Genomic DNA, 22520 nt, shown 5'->3' on the forward strand with positions numbered 1-22520 from the left:
TGGTTCGGCTTTCTCACCGTCAGGACGGCTACGAGTGATATCTCCCCGCGTGTGTCGAGTGATGGTCCCCGCCCTGGCCGCCACGGCCGTGCTGGCGCTGAGCGGCTGCGACCCCGACCAACTGCCCAAGGACATCGACACCACCACCGGCGGCGGCGCGGACGGCGGCGGCCAGTCCGCCACCGGCTTCGGTGCCAGCCCGCTGACGAACGACGACGGTACGAAGCCGGGCCTCGCCCCCCTCACCTCGGACAAGGACCGGGCGGCGGCGCGGAAGATCATCGAGAAGGTCGCCACCAAGGGGCGCGGCCCCAAGACCGGTTACGAGCGGGACAAGTTCGGGTACGCGTGGAAGGACTCGGTGGACGACGTCCCCCTGTCCCACAACGGCTGCGACACCCGCAACGACCTGCTCGCCCGGGACGGCAAGGACGTCGAGCTGCGCTCCGGTTCGAAGTGCGTGGTCGTCTCCATGACGCTCAAGGACCCGTACACCGGCAAGACCATCGAGTGGCGCAAGCAGCAGGCGACCAAGGTCCAGATCGACCACGTGATGCCGCTGTCGTACGACTGGCAGATGGGCGCCGCCCACTGGAACGAGTCCAAGCGCCAGCAGATCGCCAACGACCCGCTCAACCTGATCCCCGTCGACGGCCCGGCCAACGGCTCCAAGAGCGACGGCGGCCCCGCGACCTGGCTCCCCCCGTACAAGCCGGTCCGCTGCGCGTACGTGCTCCGCTTCGCGCAGGTCTCGCTGAAGTACGACCTGCCGGTGACGAGCGCGGACAAGGACATGATGCTGAAGCAGTGCGGCGGCTGACGCGGTGTCGGTCACGAGGGGCGGCGGGCCCGGCTCGCCGCCCCTTCGCATGCCCCGCACGTCCCCTCAGAGCCCCGAGCCCCCCGTCGCGTCGATCACCGTGCCCGTCACCCAGCGGGAGTCGTCCGAGGCGAGGAACGCCACGATGTCCGCGACGTCCTCCGGCTGTCCGACGCGGCCCAGGGCGGCCAGGGACGCGGACCGGGCCTGCGCCTCCGCGTCGCCGCGCAGCCAGTCCGCGTTGATGTCGGTGTCGATGATGCCGGGGGCCACCGAGTTGACCGTGATGCCGCGCGGCCCCAGCTCCTTGGCGAGGGTCAGCGTGAAGTTGTCCAGGGCGCCCTTCGTCGCGCTGTAGGCGATGATGTTCGGCATCGCGATCCGGGCCGCGCCGCTGGATATGTTGATGACCCGGCCGCCGTCGCGGAGCCGGCCGAGCCCGTGGCGGACGATGAAGAACGGTGCCCGCACGTTGACGGCGAAGACCGCGTCGAACGCCTCCTCGGTGAGCGAGGACAGCTCGGAGTAGAGCCCGGCGCCCGCGTTGTTCACGATGATGTCCACCCCGCCGCCGGGCACGTGCGCGGTGATCCGTTCGTCGAACGCCTCCCACAGCGCGGCCGCGTCCCCATGGGCGCCCAGCTCGGCGCGGAGGGCGAACGCCGTGCCGCCGTTCTTCCGGATGACCTCCACGACCTCGTCGGCCGCCGCCGCGTCCCGGGCGTAGGCGACGGCGACGACGGCGCCCTCGCGCCCCAGCCGTTCCGCGATGCCCCTGCCGATACCCCGGCTGCCGCCGGTGACCAGTGCGACCTTGCCCTCAAGTGCGTGCGCAGACATGACTGTTGCCCCTCCATGATTTGTTGAGTGATCGTTCCAGAAAGAACGTAGCACGACTTCTTGAGCGGGCGCTCTAGAATGTGGGGCATGGGTGAGACAGGTGCGGTGCGCGGACGGCCGCGCTCCTTCGACCGGGACGCCGCGCTCGCGGCGGCCGTCCGGCTGTTCTGGGAGCGGGGCTACGGGGCGACCTCGATCGGTGAGCTGACGGAGGCGATGGGCATCCGGCCCGCGAGCCTCTACGCCGCATTCGGCGACAAGCGGTCGCTCTTCGAGGAGGCGATCGCCGCGTACGGGAGGACGCCCGTCGGGACCTTCATGCGCGACGCCCTGGAGCAGGAGCCCACGGCCTACCGCGCGTTCGCGCGACTCCTGCGCGAGGCCGCCCGGATCTACGCGGACCCCTCGCACCCGGCCGGCTGCATGGTGATCACGGGGGCCGTGAACGTCACCCCGCAGGACGCCGGGGTGGCCGACCGCCTGAGGTCCGTGCGCAACTCCAACGTCACGGCCTGGGAGGGCCGGCTGCGGGATGCGCAGCGCACGGGCGAACTGCCGGAGCGGGTGAACCCCCGGGTCCTCGCCGGGTACTTCGCCACGGTCGTCCAGGGCATGTCGCAGCGCTCCTGCGACGGGGCGGGCCCGGAGGAGCTGGCCGAGATCGCCGAACTGGCGCTGGCCGCCTGGCCGGGCGGGCGCCAGGCCGACACCCCCTAGGACTGAGCCGACGCGGAAAGCCCGCCCCGGAGGGCGGGTTCCACGGATGCCGGGGGTGCCGCGCGGTCAGAGCTTCAGGTCCCACTGCGTCGAGTCGTACGTGAAGCCGGGGCTCACCTCGACGGTGAGGTTCTTGGCGTCGGCCGGTGCGTCGAACGCGTAGAGCACCGTGACCTTCTTGCCCGGCAGGATCGTGCCGGTGAAGCCCGAGCCGACCTTGTCGTCGAAGATCTGCTCCGCGTCGACCCCGTCCTTCCCGGCCCGTCCCTCGACGGTGACCAGCGCGGAGTCGAACTTCTCCTTGCCGGCGTTCTCGATCACGACGGCCACCTGGTACGCCTTGTTGCCCTTGGTGTGACCGGCCGCGAACTCACCGGGGGAGTACTTCGTCGCGTCGCCGACCGTGACCGTCAGGTCGTCGTCGTACACGATCGCGTCACCGGCCTCCAGCGCCTCACCGGTGGGCTTCTCCTCCTTGCCGGCCTTGTCGTCGCCGGACTTCTCCTTCTCCGCGCCCTTGCCGGCGTCCCCGCCCGGCTTCGGCTTCGCGGACGCCTTCGTGTCCGACACCGCGGCGTTCAGGTCGTCCACCGCGTCGTCCACCGCCTTGAAGGTGATCACCGCGCCGACCACCGACATGATCAGCGCGATCAGCGCGAGGACCGTGCCGAACGTCGCCATGCCCTTGTTCGTCGCCTCGCCCCTCTTGGCGCGGCCCCGGCCGACGAGCCCCAGGATCAGCGCGATCGTCCCGAGGATGCCCGCCAGCCAGAAGAGGAACGGGATGAGGCCGGACACCGCGCCGATGAGCCCGAGGATCAGGGCGGCGATGCCCAGCCCGTTGCGCGCGGGGCGCAGGCCGGGCGCGTGAGCGGGGCCGTAGGGCTGCTGCGGCTGGGGGTGCGGGGGCTGCGGGGACTGAGGCGGCTGCGTGAACTGGGACATGGCTGTGCCCTTCGGCAAGTACGGGATGAGTGGTGAGCGGATCCACCTGACGCCGCTCGTTCAGCGACGGGTCAATCACAGCATCATCTGTGAACCGAGTCAACACAGTTCACGCGGAACGGGTTTGTGCACGCCGTGAATCGGCGGCGAGTGCGTCGCTGTGTACGGGTCGGTATGCTCGCCCCGACCCGCCAGCGGTACAGCACAGGGAGACAGCACGTGCCGGAGAACGCGACAGAGGTGACCGCCGCCGGAATCGCCCGCCTGGCGGGCGTGGGGCGCGCCGCCGTCAGCAACTGGCGCCGCCGGCACGCCGACTTCCCCCAGCCCGTGGGCGGCACCGAGACCAGCCCGTCCTTCGCGCTGCCCGAGGTCGAACGGTGGCTGCGCGACCAGGGCAAGCTGGTCGAGGTCCCCCTCCGCGAACGCGTCTGGCAGCAGCTGGCCGGCCATCCGGCGGGCCCCGTCACCGCCCTCGTCCACGCCGGCTGCGCCCTGCTCCTGGTGAACCGCAGCCCCGCCGCCTGGCGGGAGATCACCGGTGTGTCCGACGAGCGGATGGCCGGGGTGCTCTCCCTCGCCCTGGACGACGCCCTCGCCGCCCGCTTCGGGCCCGCCGGGAACGGGCGCGCCGTCCGCACCCCGGACCGCGCCGAGCTCCTGCCGTCCGTGCCGCTGCTGCGCGGCGCCGCCGAGCTGGCCGCCGGGACCGGCGCCGGGGAGGCCTACGAATTCCTGCTCGGCCGTCAGCTCGACGCCAACCCGCGCCAGTACACGCTGACCCCGCCCGGTCTCGCCGAACTGATGGCGGAGCTGGCCGGCACCGGTGGCTCCGGGGTGCGCACGGTGCTCGACCCGGCGGCGGGCACCGGCGCCCTGCTGATGGCTGCCCTCGGTCCGGCGGACGCCCCGGGAGGCCCCGGTGCCGCAAGCCGCCCCGCCGCCCTCCACGCCCAGGAGAGCGACCCCGGCCTCGCCGCCGTCACCGCGCTCCGCCTCGCCCTGCGCACCGCGGACGCACCGCGCACCGCCCCGCGAGGCCGCACGCTCGACGTGCGCACCGGGGACACCCTGCGCGCCGACGCCTTCCCGGGCCTGGCCGCTGACGCGGTGCTCTGCCACCCCCCGTTCAACGAGCGCAACTGGGGCCACGACGAACTCGCCTACGACCCCCGCTGGGAGTACGGCTTCCCCGCCCGCACCGAGTCCGAACTCGCCTGGGTGCAGCACGCGCTGGCCCGGCTGCGCGACGGCGGCACCGCCGTCCTCCTGATGCCGCCCGCCGCCGCGTCCCGCCGCTCCGGCCGCCGCATCCGCGCCGACCTCCTGCGCCGGGGCGCCCTGCGCGCCGTCATCGCGCTCCCGGCCGGCGCCGCACCCCCGTACGGCATCCCGCTCCACCTGTGGGTGCTCCGCAGGCCCGGCGCCGAGCCGCAGCCCAACCCCGAACTGCTGCTGGTCGACACCGCCGAGCCCGCCGAGCAGCCCACCGGCGGCGGCCGGGACCGCCTCGACCTGACCGCCCTGCGCCACGCGGTGCTCGACGCCTGGCACGCGTACGAGGGGCAGCACCCGCCCCCCACGGCACCGCACTCCGCCGCCGCCCGCACCCTCCCCGTCATCGAACTCCTCGACGACGACGTAGACCTCGCCCCCGCCCGCCACCTCCCGTCCCCCGCCGCCACCGGCGGACCCGCCGAGCTGGCCGGCGTACACGAGCGGCTGACCACGACCCTGGGCCTCGCCACCCGCCTCACCCCGCCGCCCCCCGCCCCCACCGCACCCGCGCACCGCCCGCTCACCACCCTCGGCGAACTCGCCCGCGCCGGGGCCCTCCAGCTCCGCCACGGAGGCGCGGGCACCGGGACCGGCCCCGTCCTCACCGAGCACGACGTGCTGGGCGGCACCCCGCCCTCCGGCGCCCCGGCCACCGGCGGCGCCCCCGAGGAGCCCGTCCTCGTCGAGGCGGGCGACGTCGTCGTGCCCGTGCTCGGCGGAGTCACCGTCGTCCGCGTCGTGGACGAGGCCACCGCGGGCGCCGCGCTCGGCCGCAACCTCCAACTGCTGCGCCCCGACCCGGCCGTGCTCGACCCCTGGTTCCTCGCCGGATTCCTGCGCGGCACCACCAACAACCGGCAGGCCAGCAGCCACGCCTCCACCGCGACCCGGCTCGACGCCCGCCGCCTCCAACTCCCGCGCCTGCCGCTGGCGGAGCAGCGGCGCTACGGCGAACGGTTCCGCGCGCTCGCCGCGTTCGAGGACGCGCTGCGGCTCGCCGGACGGCTCGGCGGACAGCTCGTCCAGGGCCTGTACGACGGTCTGACGGACGGTACGGTCACACCCGAGTGACCGGAACCACAACGGTTCCGCACAACCCCGGGCCCTCTGTCGGTGTCGCCCCTTACGCTCGGATCCGCACGCACGCCCGTGTGCGCGCGGACGTTTCACGACCAGGCAATCCAGGAGCAGCCATGTACGCCCCGGGTCTTCCGCCCACGGCGCCGCGCCGAGTCCCCGGCAGGGCCTGGATCGTCTCCATGCGCGTGCTGTTCACCCTGCTCGCCGTCTGCTCCTTGGGCTTTCTGCTGTGGGCGCCGCTGCTCAGGCTGGCGTTCGTCCGCCGCCGTGCCCTCGACTGGTGGACGGCGGGCGCCGGCTTCGTGTTCAGCTGCGTGGTGATCGCCGTGCTCGGCAGGAACGAGCCGGACGTGGAGGCGGACGGCATCGACAACGTGTTCATAGCGCTGCAGCTCCTGGTCCTCGCGGCCGTCTGCGTCTACTACCTCGTCGCCGACGTGCGTTTCTACGCGCGCCTGGCCGGGAAGGGCGCCGGACATCCCCACCAGGGGGCCGGCTACGCCTATGTCACCACCGTGCCCACACCGCCGTACGGGCAGCCGCAGCCCTACCCGCCGCACCCCGGGCAGCAGCAGCCCTACCCGCTTCCCCTCACCCGCTGTCCCCAGCCGGAGGACGCCCGCCCCGCCCCGCCCCAGCGCATCGACCAGGTCCGCGCCGAGCTGGACGAGCTGAGCGACTACCTCCGCAAGGAGGAGGGCCGGTGAGCGGTCGCCTCATCGGCGGACGGTACGAGCTGGCCACGATCCTCGGCCAGGGCGGCATGGGCCAGGTCTGGACGGCCTACGACCAGCGCCTCGACCGCCGGGTCGCCGTCAAGCTGCTGCGTCCCGACCGGGTCACCGGCCCCATCGGCAGCGAGGCCGCCGACGAACTGCGCCGCCGCTTCGTCCGCGAGTGCCGGGTCACCGCACAGGTGGACCACCCGGGCCTGGTCACCGTGCACGACGCCGGCAGCGACGGCGACGACCTCTTCCTCGTCATGCAGTACGTGGAAGGCGCCGACCTCGGTGACCACCTCGCCGAGCAGGACCCCTACCCCTGGCCCTGGGCCGTCGCGGTGGCCGCGCAGCTGTGCGCCGTCCTCAGCGCCGTGCACGCCGTGCCGATCGTCCACCGCGACCTCAAGCCCCGTAACGTGATGGTCCGTCCGGACGGCACCGTCCTCGTCCTCGACCTCGGCGTCGCCTCCGTCCTCGACACCGACACCACCCGCCTCACGCACACCGGCTCGCCCATCGGCTCCCCGGCCTACATGGCCCCCGAGCAGGCGATGGGCGGCGCGGTCGGCCCGTACACCGACCTCTACGCCCTCGGTGTCCTCCTGCACGAACTGCTCAGCGGTGATGTGCCGTTCGCCGGGTCCACCGCCCTCGGCGTGCTGCACCGGCACCTGTACGAGCCGCCGCTGCCGGTCCGCCAGATCCGGCCCGACATCCCCCAGGCGCTGGAGACGCTCGTGCTGCGCCTGCTCGCCAAGGACCCGCAGCACCGCCCGGCCAGCGCCCAGGAGGTGTACGAACACCTCGCCCCGCTGCTGCCCGCGCGCGGCTCCCGGCCGCCCGCCGGGCCGCTCGACCCCACCCGCCCGTTCCTGCGCCCGCACGCCCCCTGGCCCGACCGCGCCACCGTCCCGCCGCCGGCCATGCCCGCGACACCGCCCGCCCGGACGGACGTCGCCGCCGCCGTGGACGAGGTCAAGCGGCTCCTCGGCGAGGGCCGCATCACCCAGGCCGTGGACATGCTCGGCGGGCTCCTCCCGGTCGCCGCCGAACAGCACGGCTCCGGCTCCCCGGTGGTCCGCATCCTGCGCAAGCAGTACGCGGCGACCCTCATGGACGACGGCCAGTACCGCCGCGCCCTGCCCGAACTGCGCCGCCTCGCCGACGACCGGGCCGCCGAGGCGGGCCCCGCCGACCCGCAGACCCTCGGCTACCGCTGCGACGTCGCCCAGTGCCTGGAACAGCTCGGCGAACCGGCCGCCGCGCTCGCGGAGTACCGCGCCGTGCTCCCGTACTACGAGAACCAGTACGCCACGGGCAACGACCCGGCACGCTCGTACGAGATCCGCCACCGCATCGGACAGCTGCTCCTCGCGCTCGGCGACCACGCGAACGCGCGCGCCCAGCTCCAGTCCCTGCTGTACGACACCGAGCGCACCTACGGCCCGCACCACCCGCTGCCCGTCGAGCTGCGCCGACAGCTGGAGCGTCAGATGGAGGTCCGGGGCGGTTGAGGACGCGCGCCCCGGGGAACGCGTCCGGGGCCGTTCACCCGATGGCCGCCCACCGGCCACGCCGGGCTCCGGAAGGCGACACATCGACCGGTTGATGTACATGGGTGCTGATCTCGCTGGTGGTGCCTTGTTTCAACGAGGAAGAGATCCTCGAACGCTTCCATGAACGCGTCACGGACGAAATGTCCCGCCTTGGGCACGCGTTCGAGGTCGTGTACATCGATGACGGAAGCGCGGACCGGACCCTGCCCCTCATCCAGGAGCTGGCCACCGCCGACGCGCGCGTCCGGTACGTCTCCTTCAGCCGCAACTTCGGCAAGGAGGCGGCCATGCTGGCCGGTCTCCAGCACGCCGGGGGGGACGCCGTCGTCCTCATGGACGCCGACCTCCAGCACCCGCCGGAACTGGTCGGCCGCATGCTCCAGGAGCACGCCCGGGGCCACGACCAGGTCATCGCCCGCCGCACCCGCGCCGGCGACCGCGTCACCCGCACCCTCACCGCACGCGCCTACTACTGGCTGATCAACCGCCTCGTCGACGTCGAACTGGTCGACGGTGTCGGAGACTTCCGGCTGCTGTCCCGCCGCGCCGCCGACGCCGTGCTCTCCCTCACCGAGTACAACCGCTTCTCCAAGGGCCTCTTCGCCTGGGTCGGCTTCCCCACCACGACATTCAGTTACGAGAACGCCGTAAGGGAACAGGGCCGCTCCGCCTGGACCTTCGGCAAGCTCCTCAACTACGGCCTGGACGGGCTGCTCTCCTTCAACAACAAGCCCCTGCGCGCCGCCCTCTACCTCGGCCTGCTCCTCACCTCCGTCGCCCTCGCCTACGCCGCCTGGATCGTCGGAGTCGCCCTCGTGCGCGGTGTCGACACCCCTGGCTACGTCACCCTGCTCGTCGTCGTCACCGCGCTCGCCGGCGTCCAGATGATCCTCGCCGGGGTCGTCGGCGAATACGTCGGGCGCATCTACTACGAGGTCAAGCGCCGCCCGCACTTCCTGGTCAAGGCCGGCAACACCCGGACCCGGGAAACCGCCGCCGAGCCGGAGCCCCGGGAGTCCGTACGCCGATGAAGGCCGCCGCACAAATGGCACGTTTCGCCCTCGTGGGTGTGGTGAACACCGGCACGTACTACTGCCTCTACCTGCTCCTGCTGCACTGGCTGCCGTACATCGCCGCGCATGTGCTCGCCTTCGCGCTCAGCATGACCGGCTCGTTCTTCCTGAACTCGTACTTCACCTACCGCACCCGGCCCACCTGGCGGAAGTTCCTGCTCTTCCCGCTCACCAACGCGGCGAACTTCGTCATCACCACCGGCGGCGTCTACCTCCTGGTCGGCCTGGCCGGATTCAGCGACCGCTGGGCCCCGCTGGTGGCCGCCGCGGCCGCCATCCCCATCACCTTCGTGGTCTCGCGCACGATCATGCTGCGGCCGGAAGGCCGGGCCGTGTAGGACACAATGTCCCCGGCCGGCGGGAGGGCCGTCCTCCCGCCGCCTTGATCGCACGAGTCACCGAGGGGTGTTGTGAACGGAAGACGGAGCCGGGCGCTGCTGAAGGCCGTGACGCCGATGCTGGAGCCCGGGGAACAGGTCATGGCGCTGTCCCTGGTGAACCTGAGCGAGATATCGGTCAAGCGGAACCTGGCGGTGGGCGTCGCCGCGGCGGTACTGAGCGGCGGGACGATGATCGCGGCGGCGAGCCCCCAGCCGATCTACCTGGCGGCCAGCCGAGAGAGGCTCTTCCTCTTCGTCGCCAACCCGGCCTTCGCCAAGCCGGACCGGCACCTGGCCACGTTCCCGCTCCAGGGACTCACGCGTACCGAGATCAAGAACCGGGTCCTGAAGAAGTCCTTCGACCTGGTCGACGAGTCCACGGGGAGCGCGCTGCGCCTCTTCTTCCCCGCCCTGGTCAGGAACAACGGCCTGGACATCGTGGCCGGACTCGTCCCCGTCGCGCGGGCCACCGTCTGAGCCGGGACGGCCCGCATCCCCAACTCCTCCCGAATCGTTGGTCGAATCAGTGGCCCGGACCCGTTCCACTCCCTAACATCGATCACCGCAAGGCTTTGTGCACCGCCGCACAATCTCCTCGGGAGGCTCCTTTGCACCGCCGCCGTCGCACCGCGCTCACCGTCTCCGCCGCGCTGCTCGCCGCAGCGCCGCTCCTCTCCGCCTGTGGCAGCCAGGCACACCCCGGCGCCGCGGCCGTAGTCGGCGGCGACCGGATCACGGTGTCCACCGTGCAGGCGCAGGTGGCCGACGTGCGCGAGGCGCAGGGCTCGTCCCCGCAGTCCGCCCAGCTCACCGACCAGTCCGGCCAGCTGGCCCGCGCCAAGCTGCACGGGCTGATCCTGGACCGCGTCCTCGACCGGGCCGCGGCGGACGCGGGTGTCACGGTGAGCCGTGCGGAGATCCAGCAGATGCGCCAGTCGGCCGCCGCGCAGTACAGCGGCGAGAAGGGCCTCCAGCAGGCCGTCCTCCAGGAGCGCTGGCTCGCCCCGGGCCAGATCGACGCCTTCCTGCGCGAGCAGATCCAGATCACCAAGCTCGGCCAGGCCCTCGGCGCCGACCCGTCCACACCCGAGGGCACCAAGGCCATCGGCGACGCGCTCACCAAGGCGTCCAAGGCGCTGAACGTCGACGTCAACCCCCGCTACGGCTCCTGGGACAACCAGCAGATCCAGCTGGGCGACTACAAGGCCCCGTGGATCTCCCAGGTCACCAAGCCCGCCCAGGCGGCCGCCGAGGCCGGGGCCTGAGCCCCCTGTGACGGCCGGGGTAGATTCGGTGGTGTGAACGCTGAAGACCCCGGCCGCATCGTCCTGCTCACCGTCAGCCACCGGGTCGCACCCGGACTGCTGTCCTGGCCCGCCTGGCAGGCGCTGCACGGCGCCGACGAGGTGCGCTGCAGCGAGCCGGAGCAGCCGCAGCTGCCGTATCTGAGCGAGGCCGGCGTCACCGTCACCCCGGGCGTCCCCGACGCCCAGGAGCTCGTGGACGCCTGCGCGGGCGGCCGGACCGTGGTCGTCCTCACCGGCGGCGCGGGCAACCAGCCGCTCACCGACGGCCTGGCCCGGCTGGCCGGCTCCGGACGGGTGCGGATGCCCGACCTGGAGCTGCTGCCCGGTTCGTACGACCTGCCGGGCGCCCGGCTCATCGACCTCGTCCAGGTCATGGACCGCATCCGCGTCGAGTGCCCCTGGACCTCGCAGAAGACCCACGAGGGCCTCGCCAAGTACGCCATCGAGGAGGCGTACGAACTGGTCGAGGCGATCGAGAACGGCGACCGCGAGGAACTGCGCGAGGAGCTGGGGGACGTACTGCTCCAGGTGGTCTTCCACGCGCGCATCGCGGAGGAAGGCCTTCCGGGAAGTGGTGAGGAGCCGTTCTCCGTGGACGACGTGGCCGGCACGCTCATCGAGAAGCTGATCCACCGCCACCCGCACGTCTTCGGCGACGAGACCGCCGAGACCCCGGAGGACGTCCACGCGCACTGGCTGCGCACCAAGGCCATCGAGAAGCAGCGTGAATCGGTCACCGACGGGGTACCGCTCGGCCAGCCCGCCCTGGCGCTCGCCGCGAAGCTCGCCGGCCGGGTCCGTACCGCCGGACTCGACGTGCCGCTCCCCGAGGGCGAGGACATCGGCTACCGCCTCCTCGCCCTCGCCGCGCGGGCCCAGGAGGAAGGCATCGACCCGGAGGCCGCGCTGCGGGCCGCGGGACGGGCGTACCGGGACGCGATCCGGACGGCGGAAGGCACCGGATAACGTCGGGGAGTGAACGACAGCCCCGCCGACAGCCCCGCCGACCGCTCGGCCGAGGTCCCCGCCGAAGCCGCGTCCCTACCCGCCGGCTGCCCCGCCCACACCTCGTCCGCCGCCGTACCGCCCGCGCCCGAGCTCTTCACCTGGGAGTTCGCCACCGATCCGTACCCCGCGTACGCCTGGCTGCGCGAGCACAGTCCCGTGCACCGCACCACGCTGCCCAGCGGGGTCGAGGCGTGGCTCGTCACCCGGTACGCGGACGCCCGGCAGGCCCTCGCCGACCCCCGGCTGTCCAAGAACCCGGCGCATCACGCCGAGCCCGCGCACGCCAAGGGGAAGACCGGCATCCCCGGGGAGCGCAAGGCCGAGCTGATGACGCATCTGCTCAACATCGACCCGCCGGACCACACCCGGCTGCGCCGCCTGGTCTCCAAGGCGTTCACGCCCCGGCGCATCGCGCAGTTCGCGCCCCGGGTGCAGGAGCTGACGGACCGGCTCATCGACGGGTTCGTGGAGAAGGGGGAGGCCGACCTGATCCACGAGTTCGCCTTCCCGCTCCCCATCTACGCGATCTGCGACCTGCTCGGCGTGCCCCGCGAGGACCAGGACGACTTCCGGGACTGGGCGGGCATGATGATCCGGCACGGCGGGGGGCCGCGCGGCGGGGTCGCCCGGTCCGTGAAGAAGATGCGGGCCTATCTGCTCGAACTGATCCACCGCAAGCGCGAGGACCTGGGCGACGACCTGATCTCCGGGCTGATCCGGGCGAGCGACCACGGCGAGCACCTGACCGAGAACGAGGCCGCCGCGATGGCCTTCATCCTGCTCTTCGCCGGTTTTGAAACGACCGTGAACCTGATCGGCAATGGCGTCCACACCCTGCTGAACCACCCCGCCGAGCGCGAGCGGCTGCAACGCGCGCTGGCGGCCGGTGACACCGAGCTGCTGGCCACCGGGGTCGAGGAACTGCTGCGCTACGACGGCCCGGTGGAGCTCGCCACCTGGCGGTTCGCCACCGAGCCGCTGACCATCGGAGGGCAGCGCGTCGAGGAGGGCGATCCGGTGCTCGTGGTGCTCGCGGCGGCCGACCGGGACCCCGAGCGGTTCGACGGACCGGACACCCTGGACCTCTCGCGGAGCGACAATCAGCACCTCGGCTACGGCCACGGCATTCATTACTGTCTGGGAGCGCCGCTCGCCCGGCTGGAGGGACAGGCCGCGCTCGCCACCCTGCTGACACGCCTCCCGGACCTGCGACTTGCGGGGGAATCGGGCGATTTGCGGTGGCGCGGCGGACTCATCATGCGCGGACTGCGCACCCTGCCGGTGGAATTCACGCCGGGGGCGCGCACCGGCGAAAGTGACACTCTGTCAACTCTGTGACTTTCGCGTGATCTCTACTGCATCGACTTGTGACTCACGTTCGAGTTTCGCTAGGTTCACCGTTCGACTCACCAGTCGCTTGTCAGTCACACGGAAGGCATCTCCCATGGGCTCCGCGAACGGCAGACACCGCCGCCCTCGTCAGGCACCCGCCATCGTGGTCGCCGCAGGCGTCACCGGCTCGGCCATCGCCATCCCGCTGCTCGGCGCGGCAAGCGCACACGCCGCGGACACCGCGACCTGGGACCGGGTGGCCGACTGCGAGAGCGGCGGGATGTGGAGCGCCGACCTCGGCAACGGCTCCTACGGCGGTCTCCAGTTCACGCCGGAGCTGTGGAAGGCGTACGGCGGCGAGGCCTACGCGGAGCGCGCCGACCTCGCCAGCCGCTCGCAGCAGATCGCGGTGGCGGAGCGGGTCCTGGCCGCCAAGGGCCCCAAGGCGTGGCCCAGCTGTGCGGTGATCTCCGGGCTCACCAAGGCCGCGGGCTCGGCGGACGTGGACCCCGGCGACGCGGAGGCGGACGAGCCCGCCCGGAGCGCCGACTCGGGCCTCGACGCCGGTCTCGGCGCCGACCCGGATGACGACGCGTCCTCGGGCTCGTCGGCCACCCCCTCGGGCGAGGCGTCCGGCGCGGCCACCACGGACCGGAAGGCCGGCAAGAGCTCCGGCAAGCACGCGGGCAAGAGCGCCGAGGAGAAGGCCGACGCCTCCGCCTCCCCGTCCGCCGACCCCTCGGGCGCCCCGTCCCCCTCCGCCGACCCGTCCACCACGCCCCCGGCCGACCCCTCCGCGGACCCCTCGGCGGGCGCGACGGACGACGCGCGGGCGAACGGCGGCAAGCACCGGGGTGCCCCGGCCGCCGACGACGCCGCCGGGACGGCCGACGGGCGCGACGCGGGCCGGCACGCCTCGCGGGGTGACGGTGACGCACGCGGCAGCGCCACGCGGCCGGCTGACGGCACGTACACCGTGCGGCCGGGCGACAACCTCTGGGCCATCGCCGACGCGCAGGACCTGCCCGGTGGCTGGCCCGGGCTGTACGAGGCGAACAAGGCCGAGGTGGGCTCCGATCCGGACCTCATCCTGCCCGGCCAGAACCTCGATCTGGGCCTGGGGGACCAGGCCCCGGAGAAGGCCGCCGAGAGCGCCGGATGAGCCGTTAGAGCCCCTTGTGCTTTGGGTGGTTTAAGAGGCCCATGTCCCACTTTTGACCGAGTGAGACATGGGTCTCTTTGTGTGAACTCACGCTGCTTGTCCGGGAGGTCCCGCCGCATCCGTTCCGACCTGCACAAATGAGGGTTCTTCGGATGCTCTTACGGGATGATTATCCGGTATGTCCTTCTTTGAATATGACCGGTGGGTGTGATTACGGTCGGAACCGCTCGCACCGCGGGCCCCGTCGACCGTCACGCCGAATCCTGCCGTCGGTCGAAGGGAACAGACGCGAAAGCGCCGTAGGCAGGAGCGGGGGACCCAGGTAGGCGCTGGGCCCGGTCGTCGGGAGACGGATCGGGGCCGGCTAGGGGTGAAGTCGCGCCAGGAGCGCGGCCGGGCAACTCACTTGGCCCGAACCCGACAGCTCACCTCGCAGGCGTCGGTGAGGAGAAGACTCGATGCTGCTCAACCGCAAGGGCAACAAGCACCGCCGCCCCTCCAAGGCCGTCCGTGTCGCGACGCTCGCCGGTGTCGCCGGTGCCGCCGTCGCCGTGCCGCTGATGGGCGCGACCAACGCCTCCGCCGCCTCCGTCGCCACGTGGGACGCCGTCGCCCAGTGCGAGTCCGGCGGCAACTGGTCGATCAACACCGGTAACGGCTACTACGGCGGTCTGCAGTTCTCCCAGTCCAGCTGGGCCGCCGCCGGCGGCACGCAGTACGCGCCCCGCGCCGACCTGGCCACCAAGGCCCAGCAGATCGCCACCGCCGAGAAGCTCCTCGACATGCAGGGCCCGGGCGCCTGGTCCTGCGCCGGTGCCGGCAACCTGACCAACGACGGTGTCGACCCGGGCGTCGACACCGGCTCCGGTGCCGCCAAGCAGGAGGCCGCCCCGAAGAAGGCCGAGCGCACCGAGGCCCCGGCCACCAACCGCTCCGACCGCTCGGACGCTCCGAAGAAGTCCGCGAAGAAGACGGTCACCACCCCCACCGGCAAGAAGGTCGCCAAGGGTGACGGCGAGTACAAGGTCGTCGCCGGTGACACGCTGAGCAAGATCGCCGCCGACCGCCACGTCAAGGGCGGCTGGGCGCAGCTCTTCAAGCTGAACAAGGACATCGTCGAGGACGCCGACCTGATCTACCCGGGTCAGCAGCTCCACCTCACGAAGTAACCGCGATCCCTCCTCGCTGATCGCTCAGGCCGCCCCGGCCCGGCACGCACTCTCCCCCCGTGTGTGCCGGGCCGGGGCACGCCGCGTCCAGGGCGTCCGCAGCTCGTGCACCGTTCAACTGTTGTAGTTACCGACCAGTAAATATTTGGCGTTACGCCCCGGTATGCCCGCCCTTGGGTCCTTTTTCGTCCCAGGGGACGGGCGGTCGGCCGACGCAGACCGCCGGGCCGGTTAGGCTCTTGTCGCAAGGCCAAAGTGACCCTGCACAACCAGCGTCATATCCCAGAAGGAGATGCCTCGTGCCGTCCATCGACGTCGTCGTAGCCCGGGAAATCCTCGACTCCCGGGGCAACCCCACGGTCGAGGTCGAGGTCGGCCTCGACGACGGCAGCACCGGTCGTGCTGCCGTGCCGTCCGGCGCCTCCACCGGCGCGTTCGAGGCCATTGAGCTTCGCGACGGCGACCCCAACCGCTACCAGGGCAAGGGCGTCGAGAAGGCCGTCCTGGCCGTCATCGAGCAGATCGGCCCGGAGCTCGTCGGCTACGACGCCACCGAGCAGCGCCTCATCGACCAGGCGATGTTCGACCTGGACGCCACGGAGAACAAGGGCTCGCTCGGCGCCAACGCCATCCTGGGCGTCTCCCTCGCCGTCGCCCACGCCGCCTCCGAGGCCAGCGACCTCCCGCTCTTCCGCTACCTCGGCGGCCCGAACGCGCACCTGCTGCCCGTTCCGATGATGAACATCCTGAACGGCGGCTCGCACGCCGACTCCAACGTGGACATCCAGGAGTTCATGATCGCGCCGATCGGCGCCGAGTCCTTCTCCGAGGCGCTGCGCTGGGGCGCCGAGGTCTACCACACGCTGAAGAAGGTCCTGAAGACCAAGGGCCTCTCCACCGGCCTCGGTGACGAGGGCGGCTTCGCGCCGAACCTGGAGTCCAACCGCGCCGCCCTCGACCTCATCATCGAGGCCATCAAGGAGGCCGGTTACGCCCCGGGCAAGGACATCGCGCTCGCGCTCGACGTCGCCGCCTCGGAGTTCTACAAGGACGGCTCGTACGAGTTCGAGGGCAAGTCCCGCTCGGCCGCCGAGATGACCGAGTACTACGAGGAGCTCGTCTCCGCGTACCCGCTGGTCTCCATCGAGGACCCGCTGTACGAGGACGACTGGGCCGGCTGGAAGGTCATCACCGACAAGCTGGGCGCCAAGGTCCAGATCGTCGGCGACGACCTCTTCGTCACCAACCCGGAGCGCCTGGCCCGCGGCATCGAGGAGGGCTCCGCCAACGCCCTGCTCGTCAAGGTCAACCAGATCGGTTCGCTGACCGAGACCCTGGACGCCGTCGAGCTGGCCCAGCGCAACGGCTTCAAGTGCATGATGTCGCACCGTTCGGGCGAGACCGAGGACGTCACCATCGCCGACCTCGCCGTCGCCGTGAACTGCGGTCAGATCAAGACCGGCGCCCCGGCTCGCTCGGACCGCGTCGCCAAGTACAACCAGCTGCTGCGCATCGAGGAGATCCTCGACGACGCCGCGGTGTACGCGGGCCGCTCGGCGTTCCCGCGCTTCAAGGGCTGACGCCCACCGCGGGTACCCCCCGCCTCCGTCCGTCCCCGCGCCCGGTCACGTACCGTGTGCGGGGACGGACGTCGTAATGGGGAGGCGGGAACATGGCCGTGAAGGACCGGGACCGGTTCTCCACCGCGACCCGGCTGCGGCTGCTCGGAGAGCAGACCGCCGCCCGCGTCTACCGGTCCCAGAACCGGCGTCAGGCCCGCCGCTCCCGGCTCACCGGCCGGGCCGCCTTCCTGGCCCTGGTCGTCTGTTCCCTGGTCGTCGCCCTCGCGTATCCGATGCGGCAGTACGTGTCGCAGCGCGACGAGATCGCCGACCAGCGCAGGCTGGCCCGCGAGGCCGAGGCGCGCACCGAGGAGCTGCGGGACCAGAAGGCCCGGCTCCAGGACGACGCGTACATCAAGCGGCTGGCCCGCGAGCACCTGCACTACGTTCTTCCCGGGGAGACCGGCTACACCGTGGTCGACCCCGACGCGGTCAAGGAGCGCAACGGGAAGCCGGCCGAGACGGACCGGCCCTGGCACTCCAACCTGTGGGACGGCGTGGACAGCGCCGACCGCGGCTGACGGCCGTCCCCACCCCCGTACCTCTGCAGAACCCGCGGTTCGAGCAGTCCGATCAGCACCCTAGGCAGGCATGGAAACGCCCCCTCCCCAGACCGAGCCCACCGTCCCCACCGAGGCGGACATCGCCGCGTTCCGGCAGCAGTTGGGCCGCCCGCCGCGCGGGCTGCGCGCCATCGCGCACCGCTGCCCGTGCGGCAACCCGGACGTGGTCGAGACGCAGCCCCGGCTGGAGGACGGCACGCCGTTCCCGACGACGTACTACCTGACGTGCCCGCGTGCCGCGTCCGCGATCGGCACGCTGGAGGCGAACGGGGTCATGAAGGAGATGACCGAGCGCCTGGGCAAGGACCCGGAGCTCGCGGCGGCGTACCGGGCGGCGCACGAGGACTACATCGCGCGGCGCGACGCCATCGAGGTCCTGGAGGGCTTCCCGAGCGCCGGCGGCATGCCGGACCGGGTGAAGTGCCTGCACGTGCTCGTCGGGCACTCGCTGGCGGCCGGTCCCGGCGTCAATCCGCTGGGCGACGAGGCGATCGCGATGCTCCCGGAGTGGTGGCGCAAGGGCCCGTGCGTGTCGCCGTGCGGCGAGCAGGGTACGGACGAGGGCTGAGGGGGCGGCAGACATGACGCGCGTGGCCGCCATCGACTGCGGCACCAACTCGATCCGCCTGCTGGTCGCGGACGCCGACCCGGTCACCGGGGAGCTCGTCGAGTACGCCCGGCGCATGGAGATCGTCCGGCTGGGGCAGGGCGTCGACCGCACCGGCCGGCTCGCCCCCGAGGCGCTGGAGCGGACGTTCGCCGCCTGCCGGACGTACGCGGCGGTGATCGAGGAGCACGGCGCCGAGAGGATCCGCTTCGTCGCCACCTCCGCCTCCCGGGACGCCGAGAACCGGGACGACTTCGTGCGCGGGGTGCGGGACATCCTGGGCGTCGAGCCGGAGGTGATCAGCGGGGACCAGGAGGCCGCGTTCTCGTTCACCGGGGCGACCAAGGAGCTGACCGGGCGCGACGACCTCGCGAAGCCGTATCTGGTCGTGGACATCGGCGGCGGCTCCACGGAGTTCGTCGTGGGCGACGACCGGGTGAGCGCCGCGCGGTCCGTGGACATCGGCTGCGTACGGCTGACCGAGCGTCACCTCGTGCGTGAGGGCGTGGTCGGCGACCCCCCGTCGCCCGAGGGGGCCGAGGCGATCCGCGCCGACGTGGCCGCCGCGCTGGACCTGGCGGAGGAGACCGTGCCGATCGGCTCGGCGGCGACGCTGGTGGGCCTCGCGGGGACGGTCACCACAGTGGCCGCGATCGCGCTGGGCCTGGAGGAGTACGACTCCGCGGCGATCCACCACTCCCGCGTCTCCCTGGAGCAGGTCCGGGAGATCACCGCGCGGCTGCTGGCCTCGACCCATGCGGAGCGCGCGGCGATCGGCGCGATGCACCCGGGCCGGGTCGACGTCATCCCGTCCGGTGCGCTGATCCTCCAGGCCGTGATGGAGCGGACCGGGGCGCGCGAGATCGTGGTGAGCGAACACGACATTCTTGACGGAATCGCCTTTTCGCTGGCGTGAGCCGGGTGCTCATACGTCGTCCCGCCCGCACTGTTGAGTGGGCGGGACGTGCCTGGTGGGGCGCCTTCCGGGGCGCCTCGCCACCAACTTCGTGAACTTCTTCACAAGGAATTGCCCGCCCCGGGCCCCTCTTCTGCTCCGGATGGGTCGCGCAGGGGGTGAGCGGGGTCACTCGGGGGCCGGACCGAAGGGTTCCGGGAGTGTTACGCCCGGGTGTACCGGGAAGGCCCTTCGCCCGGGGTCGAGGGTCAAGGGCCAGCTCGCAGGCGGTGAACAACGTTCACCACTGTAACGGGGTTCCCGGTGCGGGTCATGACCTGGGTCACGGTGGCGGCGAACTATAGCAGAGGGTGGCCACAACCTTGTGAAGGGGCTCACGAGCATGCCCCCCGAGTGGGGTGGATACTCGATGGCATGAGCACCACGGAGCGTCCCAGGATCCTCGTAGTAGGCGGTGGGTACGTAGGTCTGTACGCAGCTCGGCGCATCCTCAAGAAGATGCGCTACGGCGAGGCGACCGTCACGGTCGTCGACCCCCGGTCGTACATGACCTATCAGCCCTTCCTCCCCGAAGCTGCCGCCGGCAGCATCTCCCCCCGGCATGTCGTCGTCCCGCTGCGGCGCGTCCTGCCCAAGGCCGAGGTGCTCACCGGGCGGGTCACCACCATTGACCAGGACCGCAAGGTCGCCACGGTCGCGCCGCTGGTCGGCGAGGCCTACGAGCTGCCCTTCGACTACCTGGTCATCGCGCTCGGCGCGGTCTCCCGCACCTTCCCGATCCCCGGCCTCGCCGAGCAGGGCATCGGCATGAAGGGCATCGAGGAGGCCATCGGGCTGCGCAACCACGTTCTGGAGCAGCTGGACAAGGCCGACTCCACGACGGACGAGGACGTCCGCCGCCGGGCCCTCACCTTCGTCTTCGTGGGCGGCGGGTTCGCCGGTGCGGAGACCATCGGTGAGGTCGAGGACATGGCCCGCGACGCGGCCAAGTACTACACCAACGTGAAGCGCGAGGACATGCGCTTCATCCTGGTCGACGCCGCCGACAAGATCCTCCCCGAGGTCGGCCCGAAGCTCGGGACCTGGGGCCGCGAGCACCTGGAGTCCCGTGGCGTCGAGGTCTTCCTCTCGACCTCCATGGACTCCTGCGTCGACGGCCACGTGGTGCTGAAGAACGGCCTCGAGGTCGACTCCAACACCATCGTGTGGACCGCCGGTGTGAAGCCGAACCCGGCGCTGGCCCGCTTCGGCCTGCCGCTCGGCCCCCGCGGTCACGTGGACACCACCGAGAAGCTCCAGGTGCAGGGCACCGATTACATCTGGGCCGCGGGCGACAACGCCCAGGTCCCGGACATGGTCGGCCGCAAGGCGGGCAACCCCAACGCCTGGTGCCCGCCGAACGCCCAGCACGCGCTGCGCCAGGCCAAGGTCCTCGGCGACAACGTGATCTCCGGGATGCGCGGCTTCCCGCAGGCCGACTACAGCCACGCCAACAAGGGCGCGGTCGCCGGTCTGGGCCTGCACAAGGGCGTGGCGATGATCGTCATGGGCAAGATGAAGATCAAGCTCAAGGGCCGTCTCGCCTGGTACATGCACCGCGGCTACCACGGTCTGGCGATGCCGACCTGGAACCGCAAGATCCGGATCTTCGCCGACTGGACCCTCGCGATGTTCCTCAAGCGCGAGGTCGTCTCCCTGGGTGCCATGGAGACGCCGCGCGAGGAGTTCTACGAGGCCGCCAAGCCGGCCCCCGCGCCGGCCGCCGCCAAGCCCGTGGGCGAGAAGGCCAAGGCCTCCTAGCTCCGCCGGGCCGTAACGGCCGCAGTACGACGCCCGAAGGGGCCGTCCGCCATCCGTGGTGCGGACGGCCCCTTCGGCGTATCCGGGTACGAGGAGAGGGGGGTGCGGCACGGGCCGCACCCCCGGCGGATGCGTGTGTCGTGCACGCATTTTGCCGTTCCCTTGCCCGGTAGCGGGATGGCCGGGCCGCCGCAGACTGTTGTGGGGGATGTACCACGCCGAGGCGCCCCGGGTGCCGGGGCGTGGTCCGGGACATGTGTGGGCATGTCCGGTCACGTCGGGAAACACCGTCACGGAGGTGTGCGCCATGGCAGACGCCGCATTGCGGCTGACCGCTCTCGCCCAGCAGTTGCTGGGCCAACCCCTACCGGTCCGCGTCCGGGCCTGGGACGGCAGCGAAGCCGGACCGCCCGGGGCCCCCGTCCTCGTCATCAGGAACCGCCGGGCCCTGCGCCGGCTGCTGTGGAAGCCGGGCGAACTCGGTCTGGCCCGCGCCTGGGTGGCCGGCGAGCTGGACATCGAGGGCGACCTCTACGAAGCCCTGGACCTGATGGCCGGGCTCATCTGGGAGCGCACCTCCGACGCGCCGGGCGGCCTCCAGGCCCTGCGCGACCCGAAGTCGCGCGCCGCCGCCGCGGACCTGCTGAAGCTCTCCGGCCCCTGGCTGCCGCCCGCCCCGCCGCCCGAGGAGGTGCGCCGCCGCAGCGGTCCCCTGCACACCAGACGCCGCGACAAGGAGGCCATCAGCCACCACTACGACGTGGGCAACGACTTCTACGAACTGGTCCTCGGGCCGTCCATGGTCTACTCCTGCGCCTACTGGGAGGACGCCGGGACCCTGGAGAGCGCCCAGCGCGACAAGCTCGACCTCGTCTGCCGCAAACTGGCCCTCAAGGAGGGCGACCGCCTGCTGGACGTCGGCTGCGGCTGGGGCTCCATGGCCATCCACGCCGCCCGCGAGTACGGCGCCCGCGTCACCGGCGTCACCCTCTCCACCGAACAGGCCGCCTACGCACGCAAGCGCATCGCCGACGAGGGCCTGACCGACCGCGTGGAGATCCGGGTCCAGGACTACCGGGACGTCCGCGACGGGCCCTACGACGCCATCTCGTCCATCGGCATGGCGGAGCACGTCGGCTCCGTCCGCTACCGGGAGTACGCCGACGACCTCTTCGCCCTCCTCAAGCCCGGCGGACGCCTCCTCAACCACCAGATCGGGCGCCGGCCGGAGAAGGACGAGTCGGCGTACGAGATCGACTCGTTCATCGACGCCTATGTCTTCCCGGACGGGGAACTGGCCCCGGTCGGCCGGACCCTCGCCATCCTGGAGGAGGCCGGCTTCGAGGCCCGGGACGTCGAGGCGCTGCGCGAGCACTACGCGCTGACCCTGCGCCAGTGGGTCGCCAACCTGGAGCGGGGCTGGGGGAGCGCCGTGAAGATGGTCTCGCCCGGCCGGGCCCGCGTCTGGCGGCTCTACATGGCCGCGTCCGCGCTCTCCTTCGAGCGCAACAAGATCGGGGTCAACCAGATCCTGGCGGTGCGCCCGGAGACGGACGGCGCCTCGCGCATGCCGCTGCGCGCCCGCGACTGGAAGGCCGACGCGACCGCCTGAGGGACGTGGAG

Annotated in this window: 21 protein-coding genes and 1 riboswitch; of the genes, 19 read left to right on the top strand and 2 right to left on the bottom strand. The window is 71.9% G+C overall.

The genetic code is table 11. The features are described 5' to 3' along the window. Positions 1 to 61 precede the first annotated feature (61 nt). On the top strand, positions 62 to 820 hold the full coding sequence (locus ACFZAT_RS19850; RefSeq protein WP_391265521.1) for a DUF1524 domain-containing protein: 759 nt from the start codon (positions 62 to 64) through the stop codon (positions 818 to 820). A 66-nt stretch (positions 821 to 886) separates the two neighbouring features. On the opposite strand, the gene ACFZAT_RS19855 is transcribed toward ACFZAT_RS19850, so the two are convergent. Further along, complete coding sequence (locus tag ACFZAT_RS19855) at positions 887 to 1660, bottom strand: SDR family oxidoreductase (RefSeq protein ID WP_391265522.1); 774 nt, start codon at positions 1658 to 1660, stop codon at positions 887 to 889. 78 nt (positions 1661 to 1738) lie between these two features. Here ACFZAT_RS19855 and ACFZAT_RS19860 point away from each other — a divergent pair, with 78 nt between their 5' ends. Next, positions 1739 to 2377, top strand: coding sequence for a TetR family transcriptional regulator (locus ACFZAT_RS19860; RefSeq protein WP_391265620.1), 639 nt, complete (start codon positions 1739 to 1741; stop codon positions 2375 to 2377). Between the two features lie 66 nt (positions 2378 to 2443). On the opposite strand, the gene ACFZAT_RS19865 is transcribed toward ACFZAT_RS19860, so the two are convergent. Continuing rightward, the gene (locus ACFZAT_RS19865) at positions 2444 to 3322 is read right to left on the bottom strand and encodes a DUF4352 domain-containing protein (protein WP_391265523.1); all 879 of its coding nucleotides are present in this window, start codon (positions 3320 to 3322) and stop codon (positions 2444 to 2446) included. A 219-nt stretch (positions 3323 to 3541) separates the two neighbouring features. Here ACFZAT_RS19865 and ACFZAT_RS19870 point away from each other — a divergent pair, with 219 nt between their 5' ends. From ACFZAT_RS19870 to ACFZAT_RS19950, 17 genes are all read left to right on the top strand, one after another. Next, positions 3542 to 5671, top strand: a complete 2130-nt coding sequence (locus ACFZAT_RS19870) for an N-6 DNA methylase (RefSeq protein ID WP_391265524.1) — start codon at positions 3542 to 3544, stop codon at positions 5669 to 5671. 122 nt (positions 5672 to 5793) lie between these two features. Next, on the top strand, positions 5794 to 6387 hold the full coding sequence (locus ACFZAT_RS19875) for a hypothetical protein (protein ID WP_391265525.1): 594 nt from the start codon (positions 5794 to 5796) through the stop codon (positions 6385 to 6387). After that, positions 6384 to 7916, top strand: coding sequence for a protein kinase (locus ACFZAT_RS19880; RefSeq protein ID WP_391265526.1), 1533 nt, complete (start codon positions 6384 to 6386; stop codon positions 7914 to 7916). The genes ACFZAT_RS19875 and ACFZAT_RS19880 overlap by 4 nt, the downstream gene beginning before the upstream one ends. Positions 7917 to 8020: 104 nt before the next feature. Further along, entirely contained in the window at positions 8021 to 8989 is a 969-nt protein-coding gene (locus ACFZAT_RS19885; protein ID WP_391265527.1) for a glycosyltransferase, read from the top strand. Positions 8990 to 9003: 14 nt separating this feature from the next. Further along, positions 9004 to 9369, top strand: coding sequence for a GtrA family protein (locus ACFZAT_RS19890; protein WP_391265528.1), 366 nt, complete (start codon positions 9004 to 9006; stop codon positions 9367 to 9369). A gap of 72 nt (positions 9370 to 9441) precedes the next feature. Further along, positions 9442 to 9888: a hypothetical protein gene (locus ACFZAT_RS19895; RefSeq protein WP_391265529.1), complete on the top strand. Its 447-nt coding sequence runs from the start codon at positions 9442 to 9444 to the stop codon at positions 9886 to 9888. Between the two features lie 131 nt (positions 9889 to 10019). Further along, the gene (locus tag ACFZAT_RS19900) at positions 10020 to 10676 is read left to right on the top strand and encodes a SurA N-terminal domain-containing protein (RefSeq protein WP_391265530.1); all 657 of its coding nucleotides are present in this window, start codon (positions 10020 to 10022) and stop codon (positions 10674 to 10676) included. Positions 10677 to 10709: 33 nt separating this feature from the next. After that, entirely contained in the window at positions 10710 to 11684 is a 975-nt protein-coding gene (locus tag ACFZAT_RS19905) for a nucleoside triphosphate pyrophosphohydrolase (protein WP_391265531.1), read from the top strand. 9 nt (positions 11685 to 11693) lie between these two features. Then, on the top strand, positions 11694 to 13064 hold the full coding sequence (locus ACFZAT_RS19910; protein WP_391265532.1) for a cytochrome P450: 1371 nt from the start codon (positions 11694 to 11696) through the stop codon (positions 13062 to 13064). Between the two features lie 106 nt (positions 13065 to 13170). Further along, positions 13171 to 14220 (top strand): transglycosylase family protein, encoded by a 1050-nt coding sequence (locus ACFZAT_RS19915; RefSeq protein WP_391265533.1) that lies wholly within the window; start codon positions 13171 to 13173, stop codon positions 14218 to 14220. Positions 14221 to 14505: 285 nt separating this feature from the next. Continuing rightward, positions 14506 to 14674, top strand: a riboswitch (cyclic di-AMP (ydaO/yuaA leader). Between the two features lie 4 nt (positions 14675 to 14678). Further along, complete coding sequence (locus ACFZAT_RS19920; RefSeq protein ID WP_391265534.1) at positions 14679 to 15389, top strand: transglycosylase family protein; 711 nt, start codon at positions 14679 to 14681, stop codon at positions 15387 to 15389. Between the two features lie 299 nt (positions 15390 to 15688). Beyond that, positions 15689 to 16969, top strand: a complete 1281-nt coding sequence (gene eno, locus ACFZAT_RS19925) for a phosphopyruvate hydratase (RefSeq protein WP_018104074.1) — start codon at positions 15689 to 15691, stop codon at positions 16967 to 16969. Between the two features lie 92 nt (positions 16970 to 17061). Then, complete coding sequence (locus ACFZAT_RS19930) at positions 17062 to 17532, top strand: septum formation initiator family protein (RefSeq protein ID WP_073864850.1); 471 nt, start codon at positions 17062 to 17064, stop codon at positions 17530 to 17532. A gap of 70 nt (positions 17533 to 17602) precedes the next feature. Next, positions 17603 to 18142, top strand: a complete 540-nt coding sequence (locus ACFZAT_RS19935; protein ID WP_391265535.1) for a DUF501 domain-containing protein — start codon at positions 17603 to 17605, stop codon at positions 18140 to 18142. Between the two features lie 13 nt (positions 18143 to 18155). Next, positions 18156 to 19097 (top strand): exopolyphosphatase, encoded by a 942-nt coding sequence (locus tag ACFZAT_RS19940; RefSeq protein ID WP_391265536.1) that lies wholly within the window; start codon positions 18156 to 18158, stop codon positions 19095 to 19097. A gap of 414 nt (positions 19098 to 19511) precedes the next feature. Continuing rightward, positions 19512 to 20897: an NAD(P)/FAD-dependent oxidoreductase gene (locus tag ACFZAT_RS19945; RefSeq protein ID WP_073968545.1), complete on the top strand. Its 1386-nt coding sequence runs from the start codon at positions 19512 to 19514 to the stop codon at positions 20895 to 20897. A gap of 307 nt (positions 20898 to 21204) precedes the next feature. Then, positions 21205 to 22509, top strand: coding sequence for a class I SAM-dependent methyltransferase (locus tag ACFZAT_RS19950; protein WP_391265537.1), 1305 nt, complete (start codon positions 21205 to 21207; stop codon positions 22507 to 22509). Positions 22510 to 22520: the final 11 nt, after the last annotated feature.

The organism is Streptomyces sp. NPDC008163, assembly GCF_042956885.1.
Classification (GTDB): Bacteria; Actinomycetota; Actinomycetes; order Streptomycetales; family Streptomycetaceae; genus Streptomyces; species Streptomyces drozdowiczii_A.

Bases quoted from the DNA above. Each gene is read 5' to 3' on its own strand.
- ACFZAT_RS19920 (WP_391265534.1), top strand. From the start codon at position 14,679: ATGCTGCTCAACCGCAAGGGCAACAAGCACCGCCGCCCCTCCAAGGCC.
- ACFZAT_RS19850 (WP_391265521.1), top strand. From the start codon at position 62: ATGGTCCCCGCCCTGGCCGCCACGGCCGTGCTGGCGCTGAGCGGCTGC.
- ACFZAT_RS19890 (WP_391265528.1), top strand. From the start codon at position 9,004: ATGGCACGTTTCGCCCTCGTGGGTGTGGTGAACACCGGCACGTACTAC.
- ACFZAT_RS19860 (WP_391265620.1), top strand. From the start codon at position 1,739: ATGTGGGGCATGGGTGAGACAGGTGCGGTGCGCGGACGGCCGCGCTCC.
- ACFZAT_RS19935 (WP_391265535.1), top strand. From the start codon at position 17,603: ATGGAAACGCCCCCTCCCCAGACCGAGCCCACCGTCCCCACCGAGGCG.
- ACFZAT_RS19875 (WP_391265525.1), top strand. From the start codon at position 5,794: ATGTACGCCCCGGGTCTTCCGCCCACGGCGCCGCGCCGAGTCCCCGGC.
- ACFZAT_RS19855 (WP_391265522.1), bottom strand. From the start codon at position 1,660: ATGTCTGCGCACGCACTTGAGGGCAAGGTCGCACTGGTCACCGGCGGC.
- ACFZAT_RS19865 (WP_391265523.1), bottom strand. From the start codon at position 3,322: ATGTCCCAGTTCACGCAGCCGCCTCAGTCCCCGCAGCCCCCGCACCCC.
- ACFZAT_RS19945 (WP_073968545.1), top strand. From the start codon at position 19,512: ATGAGCACCACGGAGCGTCCCAGGATCCTCGTAGTAGGCGGTGGGTAC.
- ACFZAT_RS19940 (WP_391265536.1), top strand. From the start codon at position 18,156: ATGACGCGCGTGGCCGCCATCGACTGCGGCACCAACTCGATCCGCCTG.
- ACFZAT_RS19950 (WP_391265537.1), top strand. From the start codon at position 21,205: ATGGCAGACGCCGCATTGCGGCTGACCGCTCTCGCCCAGCAGTTGCTG.
- ACFZAT_RS19915 (WP_391265533.1), top strand. From the start codon at position 13,171: ATGGGCTCCGCGAACGGCAGACACCGCCGCCCTCGTCAGGCACCCGCC.
- ACFZAT_RS19930 (WP_073864850.1), top strand. From the start codon at position 17,062: ATGGCCGTGAAGGACCGGGACCGGTTCTCCACCGCGACCCGGCTGCGG.